Origin of the sequence: Pseudorhodoplanes sp., assembly GCA_032027085.1 — a bacterium.
Lineage (GTDB): Bacteria > Pseudomonadota > Alphaproteobacteria > Rhizobiales > Xanthobacteraceae > Pseudorhodoplanes.
The window spans coordinates 951,585-977,795 of the sequence record JAVSMS010000001.1 but is presented as its reverse complement, the minus strand read 5'-3'; the positions used below and the strand labels follow the sequence as shown (position 1 = coordinate 977,795).

General features: G+C 63.8%; 23 protein-coding genes and 1 tRNA gene. 15 read left to right on the top strand and 9 right to left on the bottom strand.

Annotated features, from left to right (window positions below):
- Positions 1-86 precede the first annotated feature (86 nt).
- The 6 genes from RO009_04675 to RO009_04650 all read left to right on the top strand — a co-directional run bounded on the left by RO009_04675 (position 87) and on the right by RO009_04650 (position 6,740).
- Positions 87-1,598: a glycerol-3-phosphate dehydrogenase gene (locus RO009_04675; GenBank protein MDT3684321.1), complete on the top strand. Its 1,512-nt coding sequence runs from the start codon at positions 87-89 to the stop codon at positions 1,596-1,598.
- 3 nt (positions 1,599-1,601) lie between these two features.
- A complete protein-coding gene (gene glpK, locus RO009_04670) occupies positions 1,602-3,086 on the top strand; it encodes a glycerol kinase GlpK (protein ID MDT3684320.1) in 1,485 nt (494 codons plus the stop codon).
- A gap of 148 nt (positions 3,087-3,234) precedes the next feature.
- Complete coding sequence (locus RO009_04665; protein ID MDT3684319.1) at positions 3,235-3,753, top strand: response regulator; 519 nt, start codon at positions 3,235-3,237, stop codon at positions 3,751-3,753.
- 114 nt (positions 3,754-3,867) lie between these two features.
- Entirely contained in the window at positions 3,868-4,992 is a 1,125-nt protein-coding gene (locus RO009_04660) for an ABC transporter ATP-binding protein (GenBank protein MDT3684318.1), read from the top strand.
- A gap of 13 nt (positions 4,993-5,005) precedes the next feature.
- Positions 5,006-5,923, top strand: coding sequence for an ABC transporter permease subunit (locus RO009_04655; protein ID MDT3684317.1), 918 nt, complete (start codon positions 5,006-5,008; stop codon positions 5,921-5,923).
- 1 nt (position 5,924) lies between these two features.
- On the top strand, positions 5,925-6,740 hold the full coding sequence (locus RO009_04650; GenBank protein MDT3684316.1) for an ABC transporter permease: 816 nt from the start codon (positions 5,925-5,927) through the stop codon (positions 6,738-6,740).
- A 109-nt stretch (positions 6,741-6,849) separates the two neighbouring features.
- Here RO009_04650 and RO009_04645 read toward each other — a convergent pair whose 3' ends face one another.
- Positions 6,850-7,101, bottom strand: coding sequence for a DUF6460 domain-containing protein (locus RO009_04645; GenBank protein MDT3684315.1), 252 nt, complete (start codon positions 7,099-7,101; stop codon positions 6,850-6,852).
- Between the two features lie 154 nt (positions 7,102-7,255).
- Here RO009_04645 and RO009_04640 point away from each other — a divergent pair, with 154 nt between their 5' ends.
- Genes RO009_04640 through RO009_04630 form a run of 3 tightly spaced genes read left to right on the top strand, consistent with a single transcriptional unit; the run spans position 7,256 to position 8,572 of the window.
- The gene (locus tag RO009_04640; GenBank protein MDT3684314.1) at positions 7,256-7,606 is read left to right on the top strand and encodes a metalloregulator ArsR/SmtB family transcription factor; all 351 of its coding nucleotides are present in this window, start codon (positions 7,256-7,258) and stop codon (positions 7,604-7,606) included.
- Positions 7,603-8,130, top strand: coding sequence for an SRPBCC family protein (locus RO009_04635; GenBank protein MDT3684313.1), 528 nt, complete (start codon positions 7,603-7,605; stop codon positions 8,128-8,130). The genes RO009_04640 and RO009_04635 overlap by 4 nt, the downstream gene beginning before the upstream one ends.
- A gap of 7 nt (positions 8,131-8,137) precedes the next feature.
- Positions 8,138-8,572 (top strand): SRPBCC family protein, encoded by a 435-nt coding sequence (locus RO009_04630; GenBank protein ID MDT3684312.1) that lies wholly within the window; start codon positions 8,138-8,140, stop codon positions 8,570-8,572.
- Positions 8,573-8,579: 7 nt separating this feature from the next.
- On the opposite strand, the gene RO009_04625 is transcribed toward RO009_04630, so the two are convergent.
- Complete coding sequence (locus tag RO009_04625; GenBank protein ID MDT3684311.1) at positions 8,580-10,550, bottom strand: AsmA family protein; 1,971 nt, start codon at positions 10,548-10,550, stop codon at positions 8,580-8,582.
- A gap of 170 nt (positions 10,551-10,720) precedes the next feature.
- Here RO009_04625 and RO009_04620 point away from each other — a divergent pair, with 170 nt between their 5' ends.
- Positions 10,721-12,676 (top strand): acetoacetate--CoA ligase, encoded by a 1,956-nt coding sequence (locus RO009_04620; GenBank protein MDT3684310.1) that lies wholly within the window; start codon positions 10,721-10,723, stop codon positions 12,674-12,676.
- A gap of 12 nt (positions 12,677-12,688) precedes the next feature.
- Here RO009_04620 and RO009_04615 read toward each other — a convergent pair whose 3' ends face one another.
- Positions 12,689-12,883, bottom strand: a complete 195-nt coding sequence (locus tag RO009_04615; GenBank protein ID MDT3684309.1) for a hypothetical protein — start codon at positions 12,881-12,883, stop codon at positions 12,689-12,691.
- 610 nt (positions 12,884-13,493) lie between these two features.
- Here RO009_04615 and RO009_04610 point away from each other — a divergent pair.
- A complete protein-coding gene (locus tag RO009_04610) occupies positions 13,494-14,312 on the top strand; it encodes a MipA/OmpV family protein (GenBank protein MDT3684308.1) in 819 nt (272 codons plus the stop codon).
- Between the two features lie 44 nt (positions 14,313-14,356).
- Here the strand turns inward: RO009_04610 and RO009_04605 are convergent, their stop codons facing one another.
- The 6 genes from RO009_04605 to RO009_04580 form a co-directional block, all read right to left on the bottom strand.
- Entirely contained in the window at positions 14,357-15,586 is a 1,230-nt protein-coding gene (locus tag RO009_04605; protein MDT3684307.1) for a biotin/lipoyl-binding protein, read from the bottom strand.
- A 3-nt stretch (positions 15,587-15,589) separates the two neighbouring features.
- Complete coding sequence (locus tag RO009_04600) at positions 15,590-15,988, bottom strand: hypothetical protein (GenBank protein MDT3684306.1); 399 nt, start codon at positions 15,986-15,988, stop codon at positions 15,590-15,592.
- Between the two features lie 95 nt (positions 15,989-16,083).
- Positions 16,084-17,793 carry an iron ABC transporter permease gene (locus RO009_04595; protein ID MDT3684305.1) on the bottom strand — a complete coding sequence of 570 codons (1,710 nt, stop codon included), beginning with the start codon at positions 17,791-17,793 and terminating at the stop codon, positions 16,084-16,086.
- 133 nt (positions 17,794-17,926) lie between these two features.
- The gene (locus RO009_04590; GenBank protein MDT3684304.1) at positions 17,927-18,955 is read right to left on the bottom strand and encodes a Fe(3+) ABC transporter substrate-binding protein; all 1,029 of its coding nucleotides are present in this window, start codon (positions 18,953-18,955) and stop codon (positions 17,927-17,929) included.
- 210 nt (positions 18,956-19,165) lie between these two features.
- The gene (locus tag RO009_04585; GenBank protein ID MDT3684303.1) at positions 19,166-19,918 is read right to left on the bottom strand and encodes a DUF1194 domain-containing protein; all 753 of its coding nucleotides are present in this window, start codon (positions 19,916-19,918) and stop codon (positions 19,166-19,168) included.
- 210 nt (positions 19,919-20,128) lie between these two features.
- Positions 20,129-23,110 (bottom strand): PAS domain-containing sensor histidine kinase, encoded by a 2,982-nt coding sequence (locus RO009_04580; protein MDT3684302.1) that lies wholly within the window; start codon positions 23,108-23,110, stop codon positions 20,129-20,131.
- A 200-nt stretch (positions 23,111-23,310) separates the two neighbouring features.
- On the opposite strand from RO009_04580, the gene RO009_04575 reads away from it, so the two are divergent.
- The 4 genes from RO009_04575 to RO009_04560 all read left to right on the top strand — a co-directional run bounded on the left by RO009_04575 (position 23,311) and on the right by RO009_04560 (position 26,102).
- Positions 23,311-23,691: a phasin family protein gene (locus RO009_04575; protein MDT3684301.1), complete on the top strand. Its 381-nt coding sequence runs from the start codon at positions 23,311-23,313 to the stop codon at positions 23,689-23,691.
- A 174-nt stretch (positions 23,692-23,865) separates the two neighbouring features.
- Positions 23,866-24,351 (top strand): phasin, encoded by a 486-nt coding sequence (locus RO009_04570; GenBank protein ID MDT3684300.1) that lies wholly within the window; start codon positions 23,866-23,868, stop codon positions 24,349-24,351.
- A 287-nt stretch (positions 24,352-24,638) separates the two neighbouring features.
- A tRNA-His gene (locus tag RO009_04565) sits at positions 24,639-24,715 on the top strand.
- 355 nt (positions 24,716-25,070) lie between these two features.
- Positions 25,071-26,102, top strand: a complete 1,032-nt coding sequence (locus RO009_04560) for an LLM class flavin-dependent oxidoreductase (protein MDT3684299.1) — start codon at positions 25,071-25,073, stop codon at positions 26,100-26,102.
- Positions 26,103-26,211: the final 109 nt, after the last annotated feature.

The following is a 26,211-nucleotide window of genomic DNA, read 5'->3' as shown; positions in this document are numbered from 1 at the left end:
CGGCAAAGTTGCGAAGGGCGGTAACACATTGACGACCTTGTGAGACGGGGTGAAGGCGCGCCATGCTGTCGGCAGCAGGAATCAGCATGGCAGACCCGGACCTGGCGCAATACGACCTCGCCATCATCGGCGGTGGCATCAATGGCGTCGGCATCGCCCGCGACGCCGCCGGGCGCGGTCTGCGCGTGCTGCTGGTGGAGCAGAACGACCTGGCCTCGGGAACCTCGTCGACCTCCACCAAGCTTATCCATGGCGGGCTGCGCTATCTCGAACACGGCGCTTTTCTGCTGGTGCGCGAGGCGCTGGCCGAGCGCGAGGTGCTGTGGCGGCTCGCGCCGCATATCATCTGGCCGCTGCGCTTCACGCTGCCGCCGCAGCCGGAGCAGCGCTCGCCGCTGCTGCTGCGTCTGGGCCTGTTCATCTACGACCATCTCGGCGGCCGCAAAATCCTGCCGGCCACCAAGACGATCGATCTCACCCATCATCCGGTCGGGGCGCCGCTGAAACGGCGCTATCGCTTCGCCTTCCAGTATTCCGATTGCTGGGTGGACGACGCACGCCTTGTTGTGCTGAACGCGGTCGATGCCGCCGAGCGAGGCGCGGTTATTCGCACCCGCACCAGATGCGTACGCGCCGAGCGGTCCGATATCTGGCGCCTCGTCCTGATGTCGCGCGGCCGGCGCGAAGTCGTCACCGCGCGTGTGTTGGTGAATGCGTCGGGACCCTGGGTCGGCGCGGTGATGGACAATGTGCTGCGCACGCAGGAGGCCGCGCACGCGCGGCTGGTCAAGGGCAGCCACATCGTGGTGCCAAAGCTGTTCGACCACGATAGCGCCTATATCTTCCAGAACAGCGACGGTCGGATCGTTTTTGCGCTGCCTTATGAGCGGGATTTCACGCTGATCGGCACCACCGACGAGGATTTCGTGGGCGACCCGGCGGGCGTTGCGCCCTCGCATGCCGAGATCAATTATCTCTGCAAGGTGGTGATGGACTATTTCCGCGCTGTCATCGGCCCGGCCGATGTCGTGTGGTCATTCGCCGGGGTGCGCTCGCTATATGACGACGGCTCGAAAAAGGCGAAGGACACCACGCGCGACTATCATCTTGTGCTCGACGAAGGATTCCGCCGGGCGCCGCTCCTCACCATCTATGGCGGCAAGATCACTACCTATCGCCGCCTGGCGGAAGTCGCGCTCAAGCGCATGGCGCATTTCTTTGTCACACGCCCGGCCTGGACGGCGACGGCCCCGTTGCCGGGCGGAGATTTTGCGCACGATGCGGTGGACTCCAAGATCGCGCAGGCGCGCCGCACCTGGCCGTTCCTCACGGAAGGTCACGCGCGGCGCCTCGTCCGCGCTTACGGCACCCGCATCGATCGCGTGCTGGGCGAAGCGAAGGCATTCGCCGATCTCGGCGCCTGTTTCGGCGCCGATCTCACCGAGGCGGAGGTGCGCTATCTGATGACGCAGGAATGGACGCAGGAGCCGGACGATATTCTGTGGCGGCGGACCAAGCTCGGCCTGCGGTTCGATGCCGGCCAGCAGGCGGCGCTCGCGGCTTTTATGGCCGGCAGCGCTGTGAACGCGGCGGAGTAAGACATGGATGCGCTCATTGCCATTGATCAGGGCACGACTTCGACGCGCAGCATCGTTTTCGATCGCCATCTGAAGCCGCTGGCAATCGCGCAACGCGAATTTGCGCAGATTTATCCATCTCCCGGCTGGGTCGAACATGATCCGGAAGAAATCTGGTCGACAACCCTCGTCACGCTGCGCGAGGCGGTAACAGTAGCGGGTCTCGCCGCAAAGGATATCGCCGGCATCGGCATCACCAACCAGCGCGAGACGACCCTGATCTGGGATCGCTCGACCGGCAAGCCGATTCACAATGCCATCGTCTGGCAGGACCGGCGCACCGCGCCGCTATGCGACAAGCTGCGGGAGGCCGGGCACGAGGCGACAGTGTCACAGCACACCGGCCTGTTGCTCGACCCTTATTTCTCCGCCACGAAAATCGCCTGGCTGCTCGACAACGTCTCCGGCGCCCGCGCGGCGGCGGAGGCGGGCCAGCTTGCCTTCGGTACGGTCGACACATTTTTGCTGTGGCGGCTGACCGGCGGTCGCGTCCACGTAACTGATGCCACCAATGCCGCGCGCACCCTGCTGCTGGATATTCGCAGCGGCCAATGGGATGCGAGGCTGTGCGAGCTGTTTCGCATTCCGATGAGTCTGTTGCCGGAGGTGCGCGACTGCGTCAGCGATTTCGGCACAACAGATTTGCTCGGCGGCACCACAGGAATTCTGGGCATCGCCGGGGACCAGCAGGCGGCCACCGTCGGGCAGGGCTGTTTCCGGCCGGGCATGATGAAATCGACCTACGGCACCGGCTGCTTCGCCTTGCTCAATACGGGCGTCACGCCCGTCGCCTCGCGCAACCGCCTGCTCACCACCATCGCCTATCAGTTCGGGGGCAAGCGCACTTATGCCTTGGAAGGCGCGATCTTCATTGCCGGTGCCGCGGTGCAATGGCTGCGTGATGCGATGAAGCTTGTCGCCACCGCGCCCGACATCAACGCGCTGGCGGCGCGTGCCGACCCGAGCGAGGAGGTGTATCTGGTGCCGGCTTTCGTCGGCCTCGGCGCGCCTTACTGGGACACCCAGGCACGCGGGGCGATCTACGGTCTCACCCGCAACGCCGGCGCGGCGGAGCTTGCACGCGCGGCGCTCGAGTCGGTCGCCTATCAGACCCGCGATCTGCTGGACGCCATGCGCGGCGACTGGCCGCAGATGGGGAGCGACACAGTTCTGCGCGTTGATGGCGGGCTTACCGCCAGCGACCTCACCATGCAATTCCTCGCCGACATGCTCGGCGCGCCGGTCGATCGCCCTGCCGTGAAGGAAACCACCGCCATCGGTGCTGCTTATCTCGCCGGCCTGGGCGCCGGCGTGTGCCCGGACATCGACAGCTTTGCCGGCAACTGGAGGAGCGAACGGCGCTTCCTGCCGGCCATGGATGACACGCAGCGCGCGCTCAAATATGCCGGCTGGCAGGAGGCCGTGCGCCGCACGTTAACCCGTCATTGACCTGGAATTACACGCCGGTGCCAGTTCTTCCCGGGAGGACCATCATCTGTAGAGGTAAACAATCAATTTTAACGATCGCCGACACGCGCCGGTAATGCGGCAACGTTTTTTATAAACCCGTCTCAAATTGTTGGGTCGGGCAGAAGTCATGCCTTCATGGAATTCCAAGGATATCGATGCATTGGTCAAGGCCACCCGCACGCTGGTGGTCGATGACGATCACTACATGCGCAAGCTCCTGCGCAGCCTGCTGCTGTCGAACGGCATCAAGGACATCAACGAGGCGCATAGCGGCAGCGCCGGGCTGGACGCGATCTGCGCCTTCAATCCTGACGTCGTCCTGCTGAGCTGGGATATGCCCGACAATGGCGGCGCCGAATTCATGCGGCGGGTGCGCTCGCCGGAGACGTTTCCGGTCCCGCATGTGCCGGTGGTGATGCTGACCAGCAACCACAGCCGTGAAACCGTCGTGAACGCCGTGCGCGCTGGCGTGAACGAGTTCCTCTGCAAGCCGGTTTCCGCCAAGGCGCTGTATGAGCGCATCCTGTCAATTCGGGCCAAGCCGCGGCCGATGATCCGCAAGGGCGACTATTACGGGCCGGAGCCGCGCAAGATGGTGACGCCACCGAAATCGGCGGTCACTGTGCCGGAAATCCGGCAGGCCTGATTTCGCATTATCCCCATCGCTCGGCAAACCGCTTGAGCCGGCACCCCGCCGCCATTAGCGTGGCGGCCGCACGATTGCACGTGTCGTGCGTTATCGGGGATGGTGCAAGACATCATGGGGACCGACCGCGCCGGCTGGACCGGCGATGCGGCAGAACGCGGGCCGCTGGTGCGTTTCGAGCGCGTGACCAAGCGTTATGGCGGCGTCGAGGCGGTGCGCGATCTCTCGCTCGAGATCGGCACCGGCGAATTCTTCGCGCTGCTCGGTCCCTCCGGTTGCGGCAAATCCACGCTGCTGCGCATGCTGGCCGGCTTCGAGACGCCGGATGAGGGCCGCATCCTGCTCGATGGTGAGGATATTGTGGCAGTGCCGCCGCATCTGCGGCCCGTGAACATGATGTTCCAGAGCTACGCGCTGTTTCCGCACCTGACCGTCGCCGGCAATATCGCCTTCGGTCTCAAGCAGGAGCACTTGCCGAAATCCGAGATCGACGCGCGGGTTGCAGCGATGCTCTCGCTGGTGCAGCTCGACAAGCTGGCCGTCCGCAAGCCGCATCAATTGTCCGGCGGACAGCGCCAGCGCGTCGCGCTCGCCCGCGCGCTGGTGAAGCGGCCGAAAGTGTTCCTGCTCGACGAGCCGCTGGCGGCGCTCGACAAGAAGCTGCGCACCGAAACGCAATTCGAACTGATGGCGCTGCAGGAAAATCTCGGCCTCTCCTTCATCATCGTCACCCACGACCAGGAAGAGGCGATGACCATGGCCGACCGCATCGGCGTGATGAATCACGGCCGCCTCGCGCAAGTCGGCACCGCTGCGGAAATCTATGAGCAGCCGGCGACGCGCTGGGTCGCCGAATTCATCGGCGACGTGAATCTGCTGGAAGGCACGGTGAGCGAGGCGGCGGGGGAGGCGGTTACCGTCACCACCAGCGCCGGGCCGCTGCGCGCCACCAGTCCGGCCGCGGTGAAATCCGGCGACAATGTCGCGGTCGCCATCCGCCCGGAGAAATTCCGCATCTCGCAGGAGAAGCCGCATATGCAGGCCAACTGCCTCTCCGGGGAGGTCCTCGATATCGGCTATCTCGGCGACATGTCGCTCTACAAAATCAAGCTCGACACCGGCGTGGTTGTGAGGGCGGCAAGCCTGAACATGACCCGCCTCCTGCATCGGCCGATCGGCTGGAACGAGCGTGTCTTTCTCAGCGTCGCGCCCGACGCCGCCATCGTGCTGACGGGCTGACAGCATGAACCGCATGTCGCAGACCGGACTGGCGCAGACAAGGTGGGGCAGGCGGCTCGTGATTGCGCTGCCTTATCTCTGGCTTGCGGTGTTCTTCATCGTGCCGTTCCTGATCGTGGCCAGGCTCAGCCTGTCACAGACGACATTGGCTCAGCCGCCCTACACGCCGGTATTCGATCCGAGTGCCGGCTGGGAGGGGTTGAAGAATTTTGTCGGCGCGCTGTCGTTCGACAATTACCGTTTTCTGTTCAGCGACATGCTTTACATCGGCTCCTATCTCAAAAGCCTGTGGATCGCGCTGGTCTCGACCATTCTGCTCGCGATCCTCGGTCTGCCGGTCGCCTACGCGGTGGCGCGCGCGCCGCGCCGCTGGCAGCCGCTGCTGATCACCGCGGTGATCCTGCCGTTCTGGACCGCCTTTCTCATCCGCGTCTATGCCTGGATCAACATCCTGCAGCGCGAGGGTCTGCTCAATGACGTGCTGATGGCGCTGCGCATCATCGACGCGCCGGTCGGCTGGCTCGCGAGCGACACCGCGGTCTATATCGGCATCGTCTATTCCTACCTGCCGTTCATGGTGCTGCCGGTTTACGCGACGCTGGAGAAGATGGACGAGGCGCTCCTGGAAGCCGCGGCCGATCTCGGCTGTCCGCGCTGGAAGGCCTTCTGGCTGATCACGCTGCCGGTCGCGCTGCCAGGCATTTTTGCCGGCGCGCTGCTCTGCTTCATCCCCATCGTCGGCGAATTCGTCATCCCCGATCTCCTGGGTGGCTCGCAATCGATCATGATTGGGCAGACGCTGTGGACGGAATTCTTCTCCAACAAGGACTGGCCGGTCGCCTCCGCGCTCGCCATCGTCTTGTTCGCGCTGCTGCTCATTCCGATCATGATCTATCAGCGTCTGCAGACCCGCAAAGTGGAGGGCCGCTGACATGCTGCGCGGCTTCTCCCGTTTCAATCTGGCATCGCTGGCCCTGGGCTTGGCCTTCCTCTATCTGCCGATCGTTATTCTCGTCATCTATTCGTTCAACGATTCCAGGCTGGTGACGGTCTGGGGCGGCTGGTCGACGCGCTGGTACCGCGCATTGCTGGACGACAGCGCCATGCTGCAGGCCGCCTGGGTGTCGCTGCGCATCGCGCTTTTGTCGGCCACCGCCGCGACCGTGCTCGGCACGCTTGCCGCACTTGCGCTGGTCCGGGCGGGGCATTTTCGTGGTCGTCTGCCATTCTCGGCGATGATCTATGCGCCGCTGGTGCTGCCCGAAGTGATCATCGGGCTGTCGCTGCTGCTGCTGTTCGTCGCGCTCAATGTCGACCGCGGCTTCTGGACCACGACGCTCGCCCACACCACGCTGACCATGTGCTTCGTCACCGTGATCGTGCAGTCGCGGCTTCTGTCTTTCGACTGGTCGCTGGAAGAGGCGGCGATGGATCTGGGATGCCCTCCCATGCGCGCATTTCTCACGGTCACGCTGCCGCTGATCCTGCCGGCCATCATCTCCGGCTGGATGCTCGCCTTCACGCTGTCGCTCGACGATTTCGTGATCGCAAGCTTCACCACCGGCCCCGGCGCCACGACCTTGCCGATCCGCATCTATTCGGAAGTGCGCCTCGGCGTGAAACCGGAAATCAACGCCATCAGCACACTGATGATCGCGACGGTCGCGGTCATCGTCGTGATGGCCTCGCTTCTGTCCAAGCGCAATGCCGACCGCGAGCAGCACGGCGCGCTCGGCGCGCCGATGTAATGCTGTTCTTGCGACAACTGACCCGCCCCTTGAAAGGGGGAGGGGTTTTATTGGGCGACCCCCACTCGACTTGCTTCGCAAGTCGCTCCGGAGGTTAAAAAAGAGAGACCTACTCCCGGCTCGGCCCCGCCGGCGTGAACAGGAAGATCACGAACCAGATCGGCAGAATGAAGATCGCGCCCAGCATCACATTGGGCAAAGCCCAGTCCCAGGCCTGACGCCCCATCTCGGCGATGCGCTCCGGCGTCAGCCCGACTTCGCTCATGAGCTTTTCGCTGGTGATGCCGAAATGCGAAAGAATGGTGCCGACGATCAGCGAGGCGATCACGATCTTCATCAGGGTCAGGATCAGGCGGTGCATCGGCGCGGGATATTGGCGACAGGTCAGCCTCTGATTCGTCTGCAAAGATCATAGACCATCGCCGTTGCCTCGCCATCGCAGGTGGAGTTGTCCGGCGCGCGGGTTGACTTCTCGGGCTGCAGGCCTATTATTCAACCTGAAGGTTGAATAATAAATGAGCCTGGAAACGGCCCTTGATCACACCCTGATGGCGCTCGCAGACCCGACGCGGCGGGCCATTCTGCAGCGGCTCACGCAGGGTGAGGCGCGGGTGACGGAACTTGCGAAACCCTTCGACATGTCGCTGAACGCGGTGTCGAAGCACATCCAGGTGCTGGAGCGCGCCCATCTGGTGAAGCGGCGCAAGGTCGGCCGCGAGCATTTCCTCGCCGCCAATCCGGAGCCGCTCGATGCCGCGGCGGCGTGGATCGAGAAGCAGCGGGCGTTCTGGAGCCAGCGGCTCGATCTGCTGGAACGGGAATTGAAGAAGCTCGATGCCAATCAGGACAAGCGGAGGAAGACATGACTGGGTATGGCGTTGTCACCGCGCCGCAGACCGTCAGGCTTGAACGGCTTTTGCCGGGTCCACCCGAGCGCATCTGGGCTTACCTGACCGAGTCCGAAAAGCGCGGCAAATGGCTTGCTCCGGGCGAGATGGAGCTGCGCGTCGGCGGCAGGGTCACGCTCAATTTCCTGCACGCCGATCTCTCCTCCGAAAAAGCGGTTCCCGAAAAATACAAGGCGATGGAATGTGGCCATGTCATGCAGGGCATGATCACGCGCTGCGAGCCGCCGCATGTGCTGGCCTATACCTGGGGGCATCCGCAGGATTCCGAAGTCACGTTCGAGTTGTTTGCGCGCGGCGACAAGACATTGCTGGTCATCACCCATGTCCGCCTCGGCGATCGCGGCAACATGCTCAGCGTCGCCGCCGGATGGCACGCGCATACCGATATTCTGGAAGACCAGCTGAACGGCGTTGAACCGCGGCCATTCTGGACGACCCATGCGAGGCTTGAAGCCGAATATGACCGCCGGCTTGCACCGTGAGGGTCATATGACTGCGCCAGTCAGTGTGAAGGTCTCACGCGTCTTTGAAGCGACGGCCGAACGCGTCTTCGACGCCTGGCTCGATCCGGCGATGATTGGCCGCTTCATGTTCGGTCCGGCCTTGCGGGAGGAGACGATCATTCACCTGAAGGTTGATGCGCGCGTCGGCGGCGCATTCTCGTTCAAGGTCGACCGCGCAGGGCAGGAGATCGACCATATTGGCGTCTATCGCGAGATCGACCGCCCGCGCCGCCTCGTCTTTACGTGGGGCATCGCCGGAACGTCGGACGGCGAAAGTGTGGTCACCATCGACATAACGCCGCGCGATGGTGGCTGCGACTTGACGCTCGTGCATGAAATGCAACCGCAATGGGCGGATTATGCGGGCCGCGTGGAGCAGGGCTGGACCACCATGCTGACGGCGCTCGGCAAGACGCTCTGAACGCGTGTTATTCCGCCGCGTCCTGCGTGCCGCTTGCCGGCGCCGCCGCCGGCGTTTCGTCCGGTGTCGCAGACGCCGGCATGGACTTGCCGCTGAGCTTCTCGATGGTCGAGCGCACAGCGTCGCGGGTGCGGCGGTCGCGCACCGCATTGAGCAGCGGTGCCGCTGCGCCGGAGCGGCGGATCAGGATTTGCGGATCGGGCAGCATCACCGGATCGTCCCAATGGCCATAGACCACAAACGGCAATTCGAATGTGGTGCGGCCCTCGCTGCTGCTCGCGCCGAGCAGGGTGGCGGTGCCTTGCAGATCAAGGTCGCGCGCGGGGATGGAGGCACTGCCGGTCATCGACACGTTCACCGCGGGGCCTTCCAATGCCACTTTCTCGACATTGGCAAGTCCCTGCATGACCTTGATGTCAACGTTGAGGGTCTCGAACGGTGTGCGGCCGGTGCGGAATTCGCTGCCGCCGGAGAGCGGACGCCGCTCCAGCCGCCGCAGCAATTGCTCCACATTCAGTCCCGTCAGTGCGCCCTTGTTGCCGGTCAGCGTTACGGTGCCGTTCAGCGTGCGGGTCAGCGCATGCACATTCGGACCGGAACCGTCGAGGGTCAGATTGAGATTGCCTTTGCCCTCGATGCGGCGGATGCCGAATAATTCGCCAATGCAGTTTTCCAGATCAACATTGGAGAATTGCAGCTGCGATTTGAAATCGGCGCCGCGCGGGGACGCGGCGAGGCCGAGCGAACCCTTGATCACGCCGCCGAAGGCTTGCGATTCTCCAACAGTGACTGTCATGCGTCCATTGCGCAGATTGGCGGCGATCGCGGTGCGGCCGAGCTTCGCCGAGCCGATCGTCATTCTGGCGGCGGAGAGCCGCAGGTCGAGCTCGTTGGCGGCGAGGCCTTCAAGATTGAGCGGGGTGCGGCTCCATTCGCGATCGCTGACGGCGAGCAGGCGGATAGTGGACAGATAGGGCGTCAGATCGATTTCATCCGCCGCTAGCGTGCCCTGCACCACTTGGCGGCCATTGACGGCGAAGGTCAGCACGCCCTCGGTGATATTGCCGTCGATTTCCAGATTGACTTGTGTCAGCGCGATGGTGCCGGCCACCACATTGGTCTGCGCCTTCAGCGAGAATTTGCCGAAGCCGCCGCCCGGCAACGGCTGGCCGCCGGCCCAGATCAGGGCGCGGCGCAGCGAGCTGGAATCCGCCGCCAGCGCGCCGTCGATCTTCAGCGTCGGGCGCAGGCTCATGGCGCCGTCAAAGGCGGCTCTCAGCGGCTGACCGGAGGCGCGGATTTTCAGCCCCGAACGGTCGCCCTGCAAGGCCGCGGCGAAATCGGCGAGCGTGACGCTCACCTCCATCGGCTCGTAGCGCCAGATCAGCCGGCCGGTGGCGGCGAAGCTCTTGGAAATGGCCGGCCAGGCCAGCGACATATTCACATCGCGCAGTCGCTCGGAAACGCCCCGGATTTCATCCTGCAGCCAGACATTGCCGCCGGTGATCAGGATTTCCGAGAATGACACCGTCTTCTCGGCCGCCTGCACCTTGGGATCGAAATTGCGCTGCAGGGATGCGAGCAGCGGCCCCCAGTTCGACGAGCCGTCCTTGTGCAGGATCAGCGCGATGCGCGGATTGACCAGCGAAACGTCGGAGACCTCGATGCGGCCGAGCAGCAGCGGGAAGAAGCGCAGCCGTGCGGTCAGCTTTTCCGCCGTCAGCGGCGGCTCCGCCGCATTGGCGTCGCCGAGGATGATGTCGGAGAGGGCGACGTGCCCCGTGGGGAACAGCGAAACCTGCGTCTCCCCGCGCAGGATCGGGTCGAGCCCGGTCACCGCCCGGATTTCGGCTTTGACCGCATCGCGGACCTGGTCGGCCGGAACCAGGAAGGAGACCACCGCCAGCGCCCCGAACGTGACCAGCACGAGGGCAAGGATGGCAAATCCCAGGCGCTTGAAGCCGGTGACTGCGGACAAGAGAGTTTTTCCGATTTAGAGCTGGACGCCGTCGGACTATACCGGGCGGGTCTCAGCGCGCAACATGGGCTGCAACCATAGCGCGCTCTGTGACGCTTTTGGGGCCACCTTCAGGCTTGCATGTGTAAAACGTGTCTGGTTTCAGACATTTGAGTAAACGAGGGGACGAGATGGCAGACCAGCCCTTGTGGACGCCGGGTCGGGAGCGCGCCGCGGCGGCCCAGATTTTCACATTCATCGCGCGGGTGAATGCCGGATACGGCACCGCGTTGAAAAGCTACCGTGACCTGCATGCCTGGTCGGTCGAGAACCGTGCCGAATTCTGGAACGAGATCTGGGACTATTGCGAGGTCATCGGCGAGAAGGGCGCCCGCCGGCTGATCGACGGCGACAAAATGCCGGGTGCGACATTCTTCCCTGATGCAAAGCTCAACTTTGCCGAGAACCTGCTGCGCGAAGCTGGCTCCGGCACCGCCATGGTGTTCCGCGGCGAGGACAAGGTCGCTTACAGGCTGACCTGGGATGAGCTGCGCGCGCTGGTGTCGCGTGCGCAGCAGGCCTTGAAGGCGGCCGGCGTGCAGCCCGGCGACCGTGTCGCCGCCATGCTGCCCAATCTTCCGGAATCAGTCGCGCTGATGCTGGCGGTTACCTCCGTCGGCGCCATCTGGTCGTCCTGCTCGCCGGATTTCGGGGAGCGCGGCGTGCTCGATCGCTTCGGTCAGATCGAACCCAAGCTGTTCTTCGCGGTGGATGGCTATTGGTATAATGGCAAGTCCATCGATCTCACCGAGCGTCTCGCCGCCATCGCCGCGCAATTGCCGACCGCGCAACAGGTGGTGATCGTTCCGTATCTCAAGACAGCGGACAAGGTCGCGGCCAGCGTGCCGCGCGCGACCACGCTCGATGCCTTCCTCGCGCCCTTCGAAGCGAGGCCGCTCGTCTTCGAGCGCATGCCGTTCAATCATCCAGTCTATATCCTGTTCTCGTCGGGCACCACGGGTGTGCCGAAATGCATCGTGCACGGAGCCGGCGGCACGCTGCTGCAGCATCTGAAGGAGCATCGCCTGCATTGCGACCTGCGCGCAGGCGACAATCTGTTCTACTTCACCACGCTCGGCTGGATGATGTGGAACTGGCTGGTCTCGGGCATCGCCTGCGGCGCGACGCTCATTCTATGGGACGGCTCGCCGTTCGCGCCGAAGCCGGAAGTGCTGTTCGACTATGCGCAGGACGAGGGCATCGCCGTCTTCGGCACCTCGGCAAAATACATCGACGCCTGCAAAAAAGCCGGCCTTGCGCCGGCAAGGACGCACGATCTGTCCGCCATGAAGGTGATGACGTCGACGGGCTCGCCGCTCGCCGCCGAAAGCTTCGACTATGTCTACAACGACATCAAGCAGGATCTGCACCTTGCCTCGATTTCGGGCGGCACCGACATCGTCTCCTGCTTCGTGCTCGGCGATCCGACCTCGCCCGTGTATCGCGGCGAGATCCAGGCGCCTGGCTTGGGGCTTGCGATGGATGTCTGGTCGGACGACGGCAAGCATATCGTGGGAGAGAAGGGCGAACTCGTTTGCACCAAAGCCTTCCCCTCGATGCCGGTGATGTTCTGGAACGATCCTGAGGGCAAGAAGTATCACGCTGCCTATTTCGAGCGATTCGATAATGTCTGGTGCCACGGCGATTTCGCGGAATGGACGAAGCATGGCGGCATGATCATCCACGGCCGCTCGGACGCCACCCTCAATCCCGGCGGCGTGCGCATCGGCACCGCGGAAATCTACGCGCAGGTTGAGCAGATCCCGGAAGTTCTGGAGGCCATCGCCATCGGCCAGGACTGGGACAATGATGTGCGCGTCGTCCTGTTCGTGCGATTGAAGGAAGGTGTCACGCTCGACGACGCCTTGCGCGACAAGATCAAGCTGAAAATCCGCACCGGCGCGTCGCCGCGCCACGTGCCGGCGAAGGTGATCCAGGTCGCCGACATCCCGCGTACCAAGTCCGGGAAGATCACCGAGCTTGCGGTGCGCGATGTGGTGTGCGGCCGCGCGGTGAAGAACACCGAGGCGCTGGCGAATCCGGAAGCGCTGGCCTTGTACAAGGATCTGGCCGAGTTGCGGACGTGAATGCGGCGGCGGCTATTCCGCAAAGCGTCCTGAAACACGGACGGCGATGGGCCATGCGATTGCGAGGATGATTGTGGAGGACACAAAGAAGACTAGCAGGCTCGCCATGTCGTTGATCCTGTCGGTGATCAATCCAAGGCCGACAGCAACGAATTCACCGGCGGCGGCAATCACCACATAGGTGCCGATCAACGCAAGTCCGCCCATAGGTCCCTCCACCCTTTCGAGAGCGGGAGGCTACGCGACGATGCTGTGGGCAACTCGGTGCCAAATGCGCGCAGTGCTGAATGGTCGCATTCATCCGCGTGCAATCCGACGTCGCGACCAGCAGATACTGTAGCTGCCTGCCTTGGGCGGAACCGATCGCGTCATGTCGGGTTGAGGGGGATGGTGAAACAGCCCGTCCAGCCGCCCGAGCGTGAGCCTCCGAAACCCAGCAAGCCGCCGGTTGAGGAACCCAGAAAACCGTATCCGGTCGAAAAACCTCCGGCCCCCGCTCCGAATGAGGATCGCCCGCTGGTCGATCCGGTGCCGCCGGACCGCGACAGGCCCCGCATGTGATCGCTGTTGCCGCTGTTAATTGTCGCAAAAAAGGCAGCCCGCCTTGTCGCGCCGTCAAAAATCTTCAGTGATCTTCAGTGCCGGCTTTGCCAAGGAACCGCATGGCCGCCCCGGGGCGACCTGAAACTTTTTGACCGGCGCCGCCCTACCTCTGCACCTCTAACCTTTCGGTCATGGGTTTATGGTGTGCTGGCTCGGTGGGACAAGTTGTGTCGTGTGCATCCGAACATTTGCGAACCGCGTCAGGACTCCTGGAATGCGTCTGCTGGGCAACCCTCTGATCCTTTCCGCTTTGGCCGTGCCATTATGGTGCGTGTCCGCGCTGGCGGCCGATATTGGTCCCGGTCCGGTGGTCCCGCCCGTGCAGGCGCAGGAACGCCAGTACGACGTCGTGCTGGAACTCGGCATGGGCGCCGCCTATGGCCCGGCTTATGAGGGCGCCAGCGAGGATCGCTTCACGCCCTGGCCCATCGTCACCCTGCATTATCTCTGGCTGCCTGGCCTTGGCGAGGTGAAGGGCAACCGTCGCGACGGCTTCTCTTTCGGTCCGGACTTTCGCTACGTGCGCAAGCGCGAAGCTGCCGACTACGACGCACTGCGCGGCATGAACGATGTCGACGGCGCCTTCGAGGCCGGCGGCAAGTTTGCCTACACCTTTGGCATGTTCCGGGCGCACGCCTCGCTGCGGCGCGGCTTCGGCGGCCACGAGGGTTTTGTCGGCGAGGCGGGCGTCGACGTGACATTCTATCCTACGGCGGTAACGGAGGTCAGCTTCGGTCCGCGCATGAGCTACGCCGACGGCGAATACATGCGCACCTATCTCGGCGTGACCCCGGCGGAATCGTTGACGTCGGGTCTTGCCGCTTACGATCCGAGCGGCGGCATCAAGGGCGTCGGCGCGGAGCTGAACGCGCGCTACATGTTCACACCGCAATGGTCGCTGCTCGGCTCGCTGCAATACGAGCGGCTGGTCGGCGACGCCGCCGACTCGCCGATCGCGCAAGCCGGCAGCGTCGACCAGTTCACCGCCAAGCTCGGCCTGAGCTATCGGTTTGGTTTGAATCTGTTCCGGTAGGGCGCTTCGAGGCGCTGCGCTCATTCCCTCTCATTCGTGCGCGCCTAGTGGCCGCCGACCAGCACCCTCACGGGAAGCAGCAGCGCCTGTGCGCGCAATATCAAGGCGTGAACAAGCGCGACCGCATCGACCGCATGCAGGAAGAAGCCGTGCAGGACACCGACATTGCCCTTCGCCAGACGATCGTGATTGCTGGTGTAGACATTGGCGATGCAGGAGCTGCCGGGTGTGACGCCGTCGAGCGCTCCCTTGAAGAGTGGCGCAAGGTAGACCAGGATCGTTCCCGGCTGCCGGACAGACTGGACATCGATCAGCTGCTCGCCCGCACGCACCTGGCCGGCGGCGATGAAATCCTGAACGTCGGTCACGACCATCGGGATGATGGTCAGCGGCTTGGAAATGCAGGTAGCCTCGGCTGCCAGACCCACCTTGATCACTTGTGACTCGATCTGTCCGAAGCCGGCCAGCAATGCTTGTCGTCCGCCGCCGGCCGGGATCAGGACGCCGGCGGGCCGCATCAGCGGATTGACGACGTCGCCAACGCGCAGTGAGAACTGCTCGACATGGCCGCTGACGCCGGCATAGACGGTGGTTTTTCTCAGGTCGTTCTCGGCCTGTTCGAGCGTGGCCTGCGCAGTCGCCTTCTGTGCTGGCAACAGCGTGGTGAGCCGGGTCTCTGCCGCCTGCCTTGCGGCCTCGGCCGCGGTCACCTGCGCCCTTCGGCCGTCGGCAAGCACTTGCAGTTGCTCGATCTCGCGGGTCGCAACGATTCCCGGATTGCGCCGCGCCAGCTCCTGTTTGGTGCGCAATTCGTCGAGCGCCTGCTGTTCGGAGCTCCTGGCCTGCTGGATCTGCGCTTCGGCGGCGGCAAGGTCGGCTCGCGAAACCAGGATGTTTGCCTCGACTTCCGCGATCCGCCGCCGCGCCACCTCGACGGCGGCTTCCTGCGTGCTGCTGTCAAGTTTGAAGATGGGTTGGCCCTGTTCGACCGTATCGGTCAAACTCACAAAGATTTCGCTCACCCGCCCGTTGGTCTCGGGCAGGATCGGGATGGCGCGGAAGGACGCCGTCACCGACTTTGTTGAGGGATGATAGTAGAAGATGATGGTGATCAGCAGCACGGTGAGCATCAGGCATCCCGTGAGGCCGTAGCGAAGCTCATACCATACCGAATAGATCGTGATCTCCTTGCCGATGCGTTTTCCCTGCACGTAGCGGCGGAAAAGATAGTCCGGAAGGATGGTGACGAGCGAACACAGGACAATTTCGAGCATCGCTTAACCGGCCGGTCCGGATCTTTTGGCCGCCTTGGCCTCGTCCTGCTCTTCCGCCGGTGGCGGCGTACCCGCCAGCTTTTCGAGCGCGCCCGCCATGCGCCGCCAGGGCGTCATGAAGTCAGGCAGTTCGATCAGCGCCAGCAACAGGCCGATCACCCAGAACAGGTGATTATGCGTGAACAGGGAGAGCAAGCCGAGCACCGCCACGATCTCGAATTGCAGCTTCTTGTGTCCGAGCCGCTCCGGAAGCGAATGCAGCCAGAAGAACATCACGCCCAGTATCGCAACGGTGCCGACGACCAGAATGGCCGTGATGACGAACAGGATGTCTGTCTGCCCGGGCGCGGTGATGAACCACGGGAGATGTTGCGCCGTCGCCGCTTGCTCAGATGCCGCCATTAAAACGCATCCCCGGGTCCTGCTTAGCTGAGCCAAGGATACAGGGGCAGGGCGGTTCCGCAACGGGTTTTGCGTCCGCTCTGCGCCGCGAAGGATTACCGCCCGGTCGAACTCGCCACCGGTGCCGGCGCGATGTCGGCGAAACGGGTGAGGTGGATCACCGGCAGGATGCCGACGGCGACGATGATCAATGCCGCCAGCGAGCCTTCCTCGAAATTGCCGCGCGTGGCGAACTGATAGATGTAGGTCGACAGCGTCTCGACATTGAGCGGCCGCAGCAAGAGCGTCGCCGGCAATTCCTTCAGGCAGTCGACGAATACGAGCAGCGCCGCGCCGCCGAGCGTCGCGCGCGACAGCGGCAGATGGATCAGGCGGGCCACGCCCGCAGGTTTTTCACCGAGCGTGCGGGCAACGTCGTCCATCTGGTGCGGGATGCGCGCCAGCCCTGCCTGCGCCGAGCCCGTGGCGATCGTCAGGAAGCGCAGCACATAGGCGATGATCAGCGCCGCGCTGGAGCCGGCGAGGATCAGCCCCATATGCGGCGCACCCAGCGCGCGCGCCAGCGCATTCAGCGTCTCGTCGATGGAGACAAGCGGCGTCATCAGGCCGAGCGCCAGCACGGTGCCGGGCACCGCATAGCCGAGACCGGCCACCACGATGGCGAAGCTTGCGAGATGCGTCTTGGCCATCCGCACGCAGATCGCGGCGGCCAGCCCCAGCACGATGGCAATGACGGTGGCGGCGGCCGAGAGTGACACGGTGGTGAGCGTGTGGCCGAACAGGTCCGGGTCGAAACCGATCAGGAGGCCGCGGCGGATCACCTCCAGCAGCAGCACGGCGGCGGGAAGAGCGAAACCGAGCAGCACCGGCAGGATACAGAGCGCAAAGGCGGCGAAACCGGCGCGGCCTTTCAGCGGGATGCGCTGGGCGATGCGGCTGTTGCGACTCGAAACGATGAAGCGGCGATGTCTTCGGCCATACCGTTCCAGCACCATCAGCGCGACGATCGCGATCAGCATCACGCAGGCGATCTGCGCCGCGCCGGGCAGGCTCGAGCGGTTGATCCAGGTAGTGAAGACGGAGAGGGTCATCGTCTGCACGCCGAGATATTCGCTGGCGCCGATATCGTTCAGCGTCTCCAGCAGGGCGAGCGACAGACCGACCGCGAGCGCCGGGCGCGCCAGCGGCAGCGCCACATGCCGCGCCAGCATCCAGCGCGAAGCGCCGAGCGTGCGCCCGACTTCGATCAGCGAGGCGCTTTGCGTCTGGAACATCGCGCGCGCGGCGAGGAACACATAAGGATAGAGCACGAGGCCCATCACGAGGATGGCGCCGCCGATCGAGCGGATCGGCGGAAACCAGTATTGCGCGGCGGTCTCGTAACCGAACAGCGCGCGATACAGCGACTGCACCGGGCCGGCGGAGTCGAGAATATCGACATAGACATAGGCGACGATATAGGTCGGGAAGGCGAGCGGCAGCGGCAGCAGCCAGCAGAGCGCGTCGCGGCCGGGAAAATGATAGGTGGTGACGAGCCAGGCGGTGCCGATGCCGATCACGGCGGTCAGCGCCGCGACGCCGGCGAGCAGCAGTGAGGTGTCGACAATCGCTCTCGGCAGAACGTAAGCCGCCAGATGCGGCCAGATGTCGGCATCCCCCTGCCGTGCGATGGCGCCGAGGCTGACCAGCGGCGCCAGCATCACGACGGCGAGCAGCACCACGAACAAAGTCGCAAAAACATGCGAGCGCCGCAGCAGACGGCGCGGCGCCCGGAATATTTCGCTGGTCGTTGTGGCGGAGGTCATATCTGCTACTTCACTCCGGTCGTCCCCGCGAAAGCGGGGACCCATGCCCGCCGATCTCAATGTTGGTGTTTATGGGTCCGGCTCGCGCTCGTTGCACTCGCTTGGCCGGGACGACACAAACACAAGTGAGCGGTCAGTTATCAAACCCCACCTTGTCGACCAGATTGGCGGCGGCCTTCTTGTTCTGCGCGATTTTGTCCATCGGCATGGGGTCGGGCTTGAGCTTGCCGTAGCCGGCGATGGTCTTGTTGATCTCGATGCCGGCCTTCACCGGATATTCGAAATTGCTGTCGGCATACATGTGCTGCGCCTTGTCGCCGACCAGCCACTCGATCAGCTTCATGGCTTCGGCCTTGTGCGGCGCATGCTTGGCGAGCACCACGCCGGAGACATTCACATGCGTGCCGCCGTCCTTGAAGGTCGGCAGGATCACCTTGGTGGCGTCGGCCCAGGCCTTCTGCTGCGGATTGTTGAGCATCAGCGCCCAGTAATAGGTGTTGCCGATGCCGATGTCGCATTTGCCGGCCGCCACGTCGCGCGCCTGCTCGCGGTCGCCGCCGGACGGCTTCTGCGCCAGATTGGCTTTCAGGCCCTTCAGCCATTCCTCGGTCTTGGCCTCGCCGTGCTTGGCGATCATCGCCGCAAACAGCGCGTTGTTATAGATATGCTGGCCGGAGCGGATGCAGATCTTGCCCTTCCATTTCGGATCGGCGAGTTCCTCATAGGTGATCGCGTCCTGCTTCACGCGGTCCTTGGCGGCATAGACGACGCGCGCGCGCATCGACACGCCGATCCAATGGCCCTCCGCATCGCGATATTGCGCAGGCACCGCCTTCTCGACGACGTCGGACTTGATCGGCTGGGTGATGCCCGCCTGCACGGCGTCTTCCAGGCGGCCGATATCGACGGTGAGCAGCACGTCGGCGGGGCTGTTGGCGCCTTCGGTCTTGATGCGCTGCTCGAGGCCGGACGAGGCGGACACCATGTTCACCTTGATGCCGGTGTCCTTGGTGAAGGCATCGAAGAGCGGCTGGACCAGCTTCTGCTCACGGTAGGTATAGACATTGACCTCACCCTGGGCGGCAGCGCCGCCGGCACCGGCGGCGACGATCAGGGTTGCAACGGAAATGCGCGCAAGCGCGCGGAAGGTGACGGCTGCCATGGATATGCGCTCCCTCTGGACACACTGCTCGTATGGAGAGAGACAGCGGCCGGTCAAGATAAATTCCTGTGCTGGATCAATACCTTGGAACGTTTCTAGACTGCTGCAGTCTGGAACGACTCGAAAATGCGCGCTTGCCTGCTGAGCCGACACGCAGATTGCCGTGTCCGAAAATTTGCGAGCCGCGCCGCGGCCTTGCAGCAAAATGTCTCAGTCGGCGCGGGCGAGACCGGTGGTTGAGGCGGGCGCCGGCTGCGCGGCGATCTCGGCGACCAGCTTGTTGATCAGCGCCTCGCCAAAGGAGTGGAAATTCTCCGCAACGATCACGAAGGCGCCCGGTCCGCCGATGACATTCTCGCGATAGTAATGTGGCAGCCCGCCGGGCGGGTTGGTGTGTTCGGGATTCCAGGCGAGCGGCCGCTCGCTGAGAATGGTGAGCCCGTTGATGGTGATGCCTTGCGCTACCGCTTCGTCGCGCACATTGACGACGTCGCGTCCGGAATTGTTGGTGCCGTCGCCGGAGACATCGATGGCACGGCGCGCGCTTTCGAACGGCGCGCGGGCAAGCTGCGACATGGCAAATTCGATTCCGGCGGAAATCGAGGTGCGGTCGGCGAAAGAGCGCGGCGCTTCCACGATGGCGTCGGCGAATTTCTTCGCCGCCTCCGGCCCGTCGATCATCATCCAGTCGATCACGAGTTTCTGCGCGCCGATGCCGGACCATTCGACGAAGCAGATGGCGATGCGCCGATGCACGCCGGCCGAGATCGCTTCGAGCACGCGCGGATCGGAAATCGCCGCCGCATAGCCGTCCCGCTGCAACTGGAATTTCGGCTGGTCGACGGAACGCGATACGTCGGCGGCCAGCACCAGCAACAGGTCCACGGCTTCGCCCGCGCGGGCCGGCAGCGAGAACGCCGCGATGGCAACTGAAACCAGGATCGCGAGAGCGAGCTTACGCATCAGCTAGTGTCCCGATTCCGAAGTTCGCAAGAGGTTGCAGCCTGCTCTGGAGCGAACTTCGGAATCGAAGGACACTAGCAGGCCTTGATTCTAGTGTGGTTTTGTTCGGACATTCGCTCACATGACTCGCCGCGAGCATGGAGCGAATGTCCGCACCACCGCACTCCCATGCTAGCGGTGAAGGTGGCGAAAGTCAGCCGCTCGCTGCACCTATTCCGCGGCGCGCACCGCCGGAAACACGATTTCCACCAGGGTTCCGGCATTGACCGCGCTTTTGATCGAGAAGCGCGCGCTATTGGCCTCCACCAGCGCCTTGGTCAGCGGCAGGCCGAGACCGGAGCCGTGCGAATCCGAGCGGGCGGCGGTGCCGAGTTGCCGGAACGGTTCGAGCGCGGTCGCAATATCCTTGTCGCTCATGCCGACGCCGGTATCGCGCACGCGCAGCACCGCCTCGCCATGATCGGTGCGCGCGGTCGAGAGAATGACCTGCCCGCCGGCGCCGGTGAACTTGATCGAGTTGGACAGAAGATTGAGCACGATCTGCCGCACCGAGCGCGCATCCGCGACCACCGGCGGCAATTCCGGCGCCAGCGCCGTGCGGATGATGATGCGCTCGCGGCTCGCCTGCGGCTGCAGCATCGCCACCGTCTGCTGCGTCAGGTCGTTGAGATTGACCGGCTCGAAAGCGAGATCGAGCTTGCCGGCTTCGATCTTCGACAGATCGAGAAGGTCGTTCACCAGCGACACCAGATGGGTGCCGGACGCGTGGATGTCCTTGAGATATTCCTTGTAGCGTTCGTTGCCGATCGGGCCGAAGCGCTCATTCATCATCACGTCGGAGAATCCGATGATGGCGTTGAGCGGCGTGCGGATTTCGTGGCTGACCTTGGCGAGAAAATCGGATTTCGCCGATGAGGCCGCTTCCGCCTGCTTGCGCGCGGCGATCAGCTCGCGCTCGGCAGCTTTCCAGCGCGAGAGATTCTGGAAGGCCGCGCAGAAGTGGCCCGCGTCGGCATCGATCTGCCCAATCGACATCTGCAGCGGCAGGGTTTCGCCGCGGCGCGTGCGGGCGGTGACGTCGCGGCTCTTCTCCGCGCCGGCGCCGGTCGCCACAATATTGCGCGCGAGCGCGGCGCTGTCGGCGGCGAAGAGATTGGTGAACGGCAATCCGATGAGCTGGCCGCTGTCATAGCCGAACAGCCGCTCGGCGCCGGCACTGGCGGTGAGGACGTGTCCGTCGCGGTCGAAGGTGACGACGCCGTCATTGGCAATGTCGAGGATCGCTTTCCATTCGTCGCGCGCCGGTACGGCTGCGACGGCGGCCGCGGCGGGCTGTGCCGGCGCCTCGCTCTCGCCCTCCATCGTCACCAGCATCATGGCGGTCGAATCCGCCCAGGGAATGCTGAACAGATGGCCGGTCACCGGCGGGATTTTTTCGCCGGGCGCGGCGATGCGCAGCGTCTGATCCTTGTCATTCTGCTGCGGCTCGATGAACAGCGTGTCGAGCCCGCCGGCTTCGGCAAAATCCTGCACCGAGTCATGCCCGGACCAGCGCAGGAAGGCGCGATTGGCATAGAAGAAATGCTCGTGGCGATAGATCAGGACGCCGACCGGCAACAGATCAAGCAGCGGGCGATCCTGCTTGATGGTCGTCTGCTCCTGCTGTTGCGCCGGCCGGGTAAGGCGCGGCTCGGCAGCCTCGTCGGTTGCTTTCGGCGCGGCGGGCGCCGGCTCGGCATCATTGACGGCCGGCATTGTCTCTCCGCGCGCGACCTGATCGGCGCCTTTGAGCCGTGCCGACAGGCGCGTCGCCAGTTCCTGGAAGGCGTTCTCCTCGACGACGTTGAGTGTCGCTGATCTGTTGTCATTCGACAGCGGACGAAACGGCACCACATTTTCCGAAGCCGGCACGAGGCTGAGCGGGGGGCGGGCCGGCGCCGCGTCGGCCGCGGGTGGCGCCTCTTCCACGGCGGGCGGCGGGAGGCTTGCCTCGTCTGCCACGCTCTGCTGCCGGCGTTCCGCCAGCAGCGCGCCGATCCGCGCGAGATCACGGCAGACGCCGAAACCGCGATAGCCGCGGAAATTGCGGTCGCGATCATAGACTGGCAGCCCGGCAAGCTCGACCGCGATCCGCTCGTCGCTCCCGTCCACAGGCCACTGGATCCTGATGCCGCTCCAGGTATCGCGCGAGGCGATCGCGTGTCCAACCTCGCCGTCGGGATCAAGCGCAAGGTCGGCGGCAATGGAGACCCAGGGCCGGTTCAGTTCCGCCGCCATCTTCGGTCCGATGGCCTCGAGAAAATCACCGGGCTCGATCGAGAAACGGTTGTCGGCATCGATCATCCAGACGAACCGCACCGGATGCCGCCGTTCGGTTGATGTGTGTTCTGTCGAAGGCCCGCCGTCTGTGTCGCCGGACGCATCCGCCGAAACAGGTCGCGCACCGGATGCAGCCGCCTCATCCGTTGCTGCAGCGTCCGCCTCCGTCTGTGCGGCGCGCTCAACCGCCATGGCTTTCTGTGCTTCGCTGATGGCTTGCGCGATCGGACTGAGATCGATGAGATCGGTTGGGCCGGCGTGCCGGTCATCTGCCGTCGTCGGGATGTCGGTCGCCGGCGCGGCATGCGGCAGCCGCACATAGCGCACTTCACTGTCGCCGTCGCCGAGCTTCACGGCCTGCTCGGGAAATCGCGGCGCGCCTGCAATCGGTGCCGGCACGTCTGACGAGACAAACAGCAACTCGCCATTGGCGGAATAGACCGCAACCGGCTCGCCGCAGGCGTCAAACAGGCGGCGCACCCGCTCCGCAAGCGAGAGACGAGGGCCCGCCGGCTCGGCGGCGGTCACCAGAATGGCCGGTTCATCCCCGCAGAAGACGCGTGCGCAGATGCAGGTCAGCCTGTGACCGAACCGCCCTGCGAAACCGCGCAGTCGCTCAAGCCGCGGGGCGCCGCTGACCGGAAGGCTGCCTGCAATGGCGGCGATCTGCGCTGCGACAGCATGATCGGCGTCGAAATGCCGTCCGCTGGCGGCCGCGCAATTGTCAGCGCCGAAAATCAGGGCGCCGCCGGGATTGGCCCAAAGCAGCCGCCGCCCGTCCGTGCTCCACAGCCAGGCGGGACGCGCGCCGGTCGCGTGAACGGCGAGCGCCGGCTCGCTCAGAAGACGCCACGGAAACGCGTTTTCGCGCATGGAGGTTACTTTAATCGACAGCCTAAACGGGGCTGCGGCATGTTAGCGGATTGTTAATAGTATTGGCACGGAACGCCGTCCATCGGGCCGGCCGAATGCCCATAGCGTTAATTGGGCCTGCTTTTTGCGTCCCCACGCAACCGGTTGGATAGTGTTGTGTTTTATATGTGTTAGAGCGCAAATCCAGAATGGAGAGGGCGATGGCCATCGATCCGATGAAATCATTCGAAATTCCCGCCGACATGCGGAAATTTGCCGAACAGAGCGTCGCCCAGGCCCGCCAGGCCTTTGAGGGCTTTATGTCCGCGGCCAACAAGGCGGTGGTCGACATGGAAGCGCGCACCACCATGGCAAGTTCGGGGATGATGGACGTGAGCAGCCGGGCCGTCAGCTTTGCCCAGCGTAATATCGCGGCGTCCTTCGATTTCGCGCAGAAACTGGTTCAGGCGAAGAATGTCCAGGAGGTCGTGAAGCTGCACCAGGATTACATTCAGGAGCAGATCCGTGCGCTGAACGAGCAGGCGAAGGAATTGAGCGAGGTCGCCGCCCAGATGACGCGCGAGACCACAAAACCTCAATAATTCCGTCACCCGCAGGGCTGATGTGGTCCGGACAGGCCGCAATGTGGCAATATTGCGACGCAATAAGTCCTATTGCGACGCACAATAAAAAGTGATAGGCAAGCTAATTCCCGGATCGCCCCAGGGACGAACCGATCCGCAGCGGAAGCAGCGCCCAACCGAAGGATTTGCGCCATGACCGAGGCCACTACGACCGTGAAGGCGAAGAAACCTGCCTCCAGCTTCGAGGCCCCGAAGCTTGAGTTTCCGAACTTTGAAATGCCGAAAATGGAAGTCCCCGCCGCTTTCCGCGAATTTGCGGAAAAGGGCGTGTCCCAGGCCAAGGACAACTGGGAAAAGATGAAGGCCGCAACCGAAGAAGCCACCGACGTGCTGGAATCCACCTATTCGACCGCCGCCAAGGGTGCTGCCGATTACGGTTTGGCGTTGATCGATGCGGCCCGCAACAACATGAATGCCACGTTCGATTTCTACAGCGAGATCGTTACCGCGAAGTCGCTCTCCGAAGTTGTCGAGCTGTCCACCGCGCATGCCCGCAAGCAGTTCGAGACCGCGACCGCGCAGGCCAGGGAACTGACGACTCTGGCTCAGAAGGTCGCGACCGAAACCACCGAGCCGCTCAAGAGCGGCATGAACTCGGCCTTCAAGAAAGCCTCCTGAGCCCTTCGCTCAGGCCGCACCGAATGCGCATCAGGCCCGGCTTGCTCCGGGCCTGATGCTTTTTGAAGATCGTCGTTCCGGGACGGCGCGAAGTGTCGGAGCCGGAATGCAGACGCACGTTCAGAAAATGCATCCGGATTCGGGGTTCGCGCGCCTTCGCGCGCTTCGGCCGGCGCCCCGGAATGCCCGTTCAACAACTGCCTTGTGCTGACGCGTGCCCGCTTGCCAGGCATGCTCGGGTTGCTTGCCAAACCGGATCTTTGCTCCTAGTTTCCGCCCGCTCGCGTGCAGGTGTAGCTCAGTTGGTTAGAGCGCCGGTCTGTGGAACCGGAGGTCGGTGGTTCGAGCCCACCCACCTGTACCATTCCAGGGATTCCCAGAACTTCTGATTTTGCTTCCTCGCGGCCCGTTTTCGCGGATGGGCGCGCTTGTTATGGCGCGCGTTCCCCTTGCGGGAGAGGGCTACGCCAAGCTTTCAACAGGCCCCATTGGGCGGGTGACGCTCCCCCTCACGCAACTTCACGTGCTGAACTGCGAGTGGCCCTCTCTCGCGAGAGGAGCGGGCGCAAATACGGGCAGAGGGCGTAGATTTGAGCGGCCGATCATTTCTCGGAATACCCATCGCGCTTGACCCGTTAAATTGTTCTTCCGAAATACCTCGTCGTAAGATGCCCTCTCTGGAGGACACAGCGCGCAGGCGCGAGGGGAAGGGTAAGGGCGTGGAATTTGGAATTTTTGACCATCTCGACCAGAACGGCGACGCATTGGGATCCCTGTTCGAGAGCCGACTGAAACTCATCGAACTTATCGAGCAGCAGGGCTTTTACGGCTATCATTTGGCGGAGCACCATTCGACGCCGCTTGGCGCCGTGCCCTCGCCGAGCGTCTTCCTGGCGGCGGCGATCCAGCGCACCCGCCGCATCAGGCTCGGGCCGCTCGTTTACGTGCTGCCGCTCCATCATCCGCTGCGTCTGTTTGAAGAAATCTGCATGCTCGATCACATGAGCAATGGCCGGCTGATGCTCGGCGTCGGCCGCGGCGGTGCGCTGCTGGAGCATGAGCGCTACGGCATCGACGCTGCGACGGCAGCCGCGCGCTATCACGAGGCGTTCGTTGTGCTGCTGCGCGCGTTCGAGAATGACGTTGTGAATTTCGAGGGCGAGTTTTTCAAATACAGGGATTATCTCGTGCAGGCACGGCCGCTGCAGCAGCCGCATCCGCCGATCTGGTACGGCGCGCCAAGCGCGGAAGCGATCATGTGGGGCGTCTCGCGCGGCATCAATGTCGTCTCGCTCGGGCCTGCGTCGCGGTCGCGCGAGATCAGCGAGCGCTACCGCAAGGAATGGGCCGAACTCGGCCGCCGGCCGGCGGCACTGCCGCGCATCGGAATCACGCGCCATGTCGTGGTCGCCGACACCGACGCCGCAGCGGAGAAGCTCGCGCAGCGTGCCTATGCGCGCTGGCGCGAGGCCATCGACTATCTCTGGCGACACGCCCGCGCCGATTTCCCGCTGAAGGAGATTTATCCCGAAACCTTCGATGAATTGTCGGCGCTCGGTCATGGCATCGCCGGCTCTCCGGCGACCGTCCACGGCTATCTCGCGACGCTGGAACAGGAGGCCGGCGTCAATTACGTCCTGGGGCAGATGATTTTCGGCGACATGAGCTTTGATGAAGCGGCATCTTCCATCAATCTCTTTGGCCGCGACGTGATGCCCGCCTTTGCCAGACGCTCCGCTCTGGTATCGTGAACCTTCTGTGACCCGGTGAACACGGGCAACAGGCGGGCCGCTTATCCTTCGAGGCGCGCGTAGTTTACCATCGGGCCGCGCTTTGCGCGGACCCGTTGGCGCGCACCTT

Bases quoted from the DNA above. Each gene is read 5' to 3' on its own strand.
- RO009_04675 (MDT3684321.1), top strand. From the start codon at position 87: ATGGCAGACCCGGACCTGGCGCAATACGACCTCGCCATCATCGGCGGT.
- glpK (MDT3684320.1), top strand. From the start codon at position 1,602: ATGGATGCGCTCATTGCCATTGATCAGGGCACGACTTCGACGCGCAGC.
- RO009_04665 (MDT3684319.1), top strand. From the start codon at position 3,235: ATGCCTTCATGGAATTCCAAGGATATCGATGCATTGGTCAAGGCCACC.
- RO009_04660 (MDT3684318.1), top strand. From the start codon at position 3,868: ATGGGGACCGACCGCGCCGGCTGGACCGGCGATGCGGCAGAACGCGGG.
- RO009_04655 (MDT3684317.1), top strand. From the start codon at position 5,006: ATGTCGCAGACCGGACTGGCGCAGACAAGGTGGGGCAGGCGGCTCGTG.
- RO009_04650 (MDT3684316.1), top strand. From the start codon at position 5,925: ATGCTGCGCGGCTTCTCCCGTTTCAATCTGGCATCGCTGGCCCTGGGC.
- RO009_04645 (MDT3684315.1), bottom strand. From the start codon at position 7,101: ATGCACCGCCTGATCCTGACCCTGATGAAGATCGTGATCGCCTCGCTG.
- RO009_04640 (MDT3684314.1), top strand. From the start codon at position 7,256: ATGAGCCTGGAAACGGCCCTTGATCACACCCTGATGGCGCTCGCAGAC.
- RO009_04635 (MDT3684313.1), top strand. From the start codon at position 7,603: ATGACTGGGTATGGCGTTGTCACCGCGCCGCAGACCGTCAGGCTTGAA.
- RO009_04630 (MDT3684312.1), top strand. From the start codon at position 8,138: ATGACTGCGCCAGTCAGTGTGAAGGTCTCACGCGTCTTTGAAGCGACG.
- RO009_04620 (MDT3684310.1), top strand. From the start codon at position 10,721: ATGGCAGACCAGCCCTTGTGGACGCCGGGTCGGGAGCGCGCCGCGGCG.
- RO009_04615 (MDT3684309.1), bottom strand. From the start codon at position 12,883: ATGGGCGGACTTGCGTTGATCGGCACCTATGTGGTGATTGCCGCCGCC.
- RO009_04610 (MDT3684308.1), top strand. From the start codon at position 13,494: ATGCGTCTGCTGGGCAACCCTCTGATCCTTTCCGCTTTGGCCGTGCCA.
- RO009_04605 (MDT3684307.1), bottom strand. From the start codon at position 15,586: ATGCTCGAAATTGTCCTGTGTTCGCTCGTCACCATCCTTCCGGACTAT.
- RO009_04600 (MDT3684306.1), bottom strand. From the start codon at position 15,988: ATGGCGGCATCTGAGCAAGCGGCGACGGCGCAACATCTCCCGTGGTTC.
- RO009_04595 (MDT3684305.1), bottom strand. From the start codon at position 17,793: ATGACCTCCGCCACAACGACCAGCGAAATATTCCGGGCGCCGCGCCGT.
- RO009_04590 (MDT3684304.1), bottom strand. From the start codon at position 18,955: ATGGCAGCCGTCACCTTCCGCGCGCTTGCGCGCATTTCCGTTGCAACC.
- RO009_04585 (MDT3684303.1), bottom strand. From the start codon at position 19,918: ATGCGTAAGCTCGCTCTCGCGATCCTGGTTTCAGTTGCCATCGCGGCG.
- RO009_04580 (MDT3684302.1), bottom strand. From the start codon at position 23,110: ATGCGCGAAAACGCGTTTCCGTGGCGTCTTCTGAGCGAGCCGGCGCTC.
- RO009_04575 (MDT3684301.1), top strand. From the start codon at position 23,311: ATGGCCATCGATCCGATGAAATCATTCGAAATTCCCGCCGACATGCGG.
- RO009_04570 (MDT3684300.1), top strand. From the start codon at position 23,866: ATGACCGAGGCCACTACGACCGTGAAGGCGAAGAAACCTGCCTCCAGC.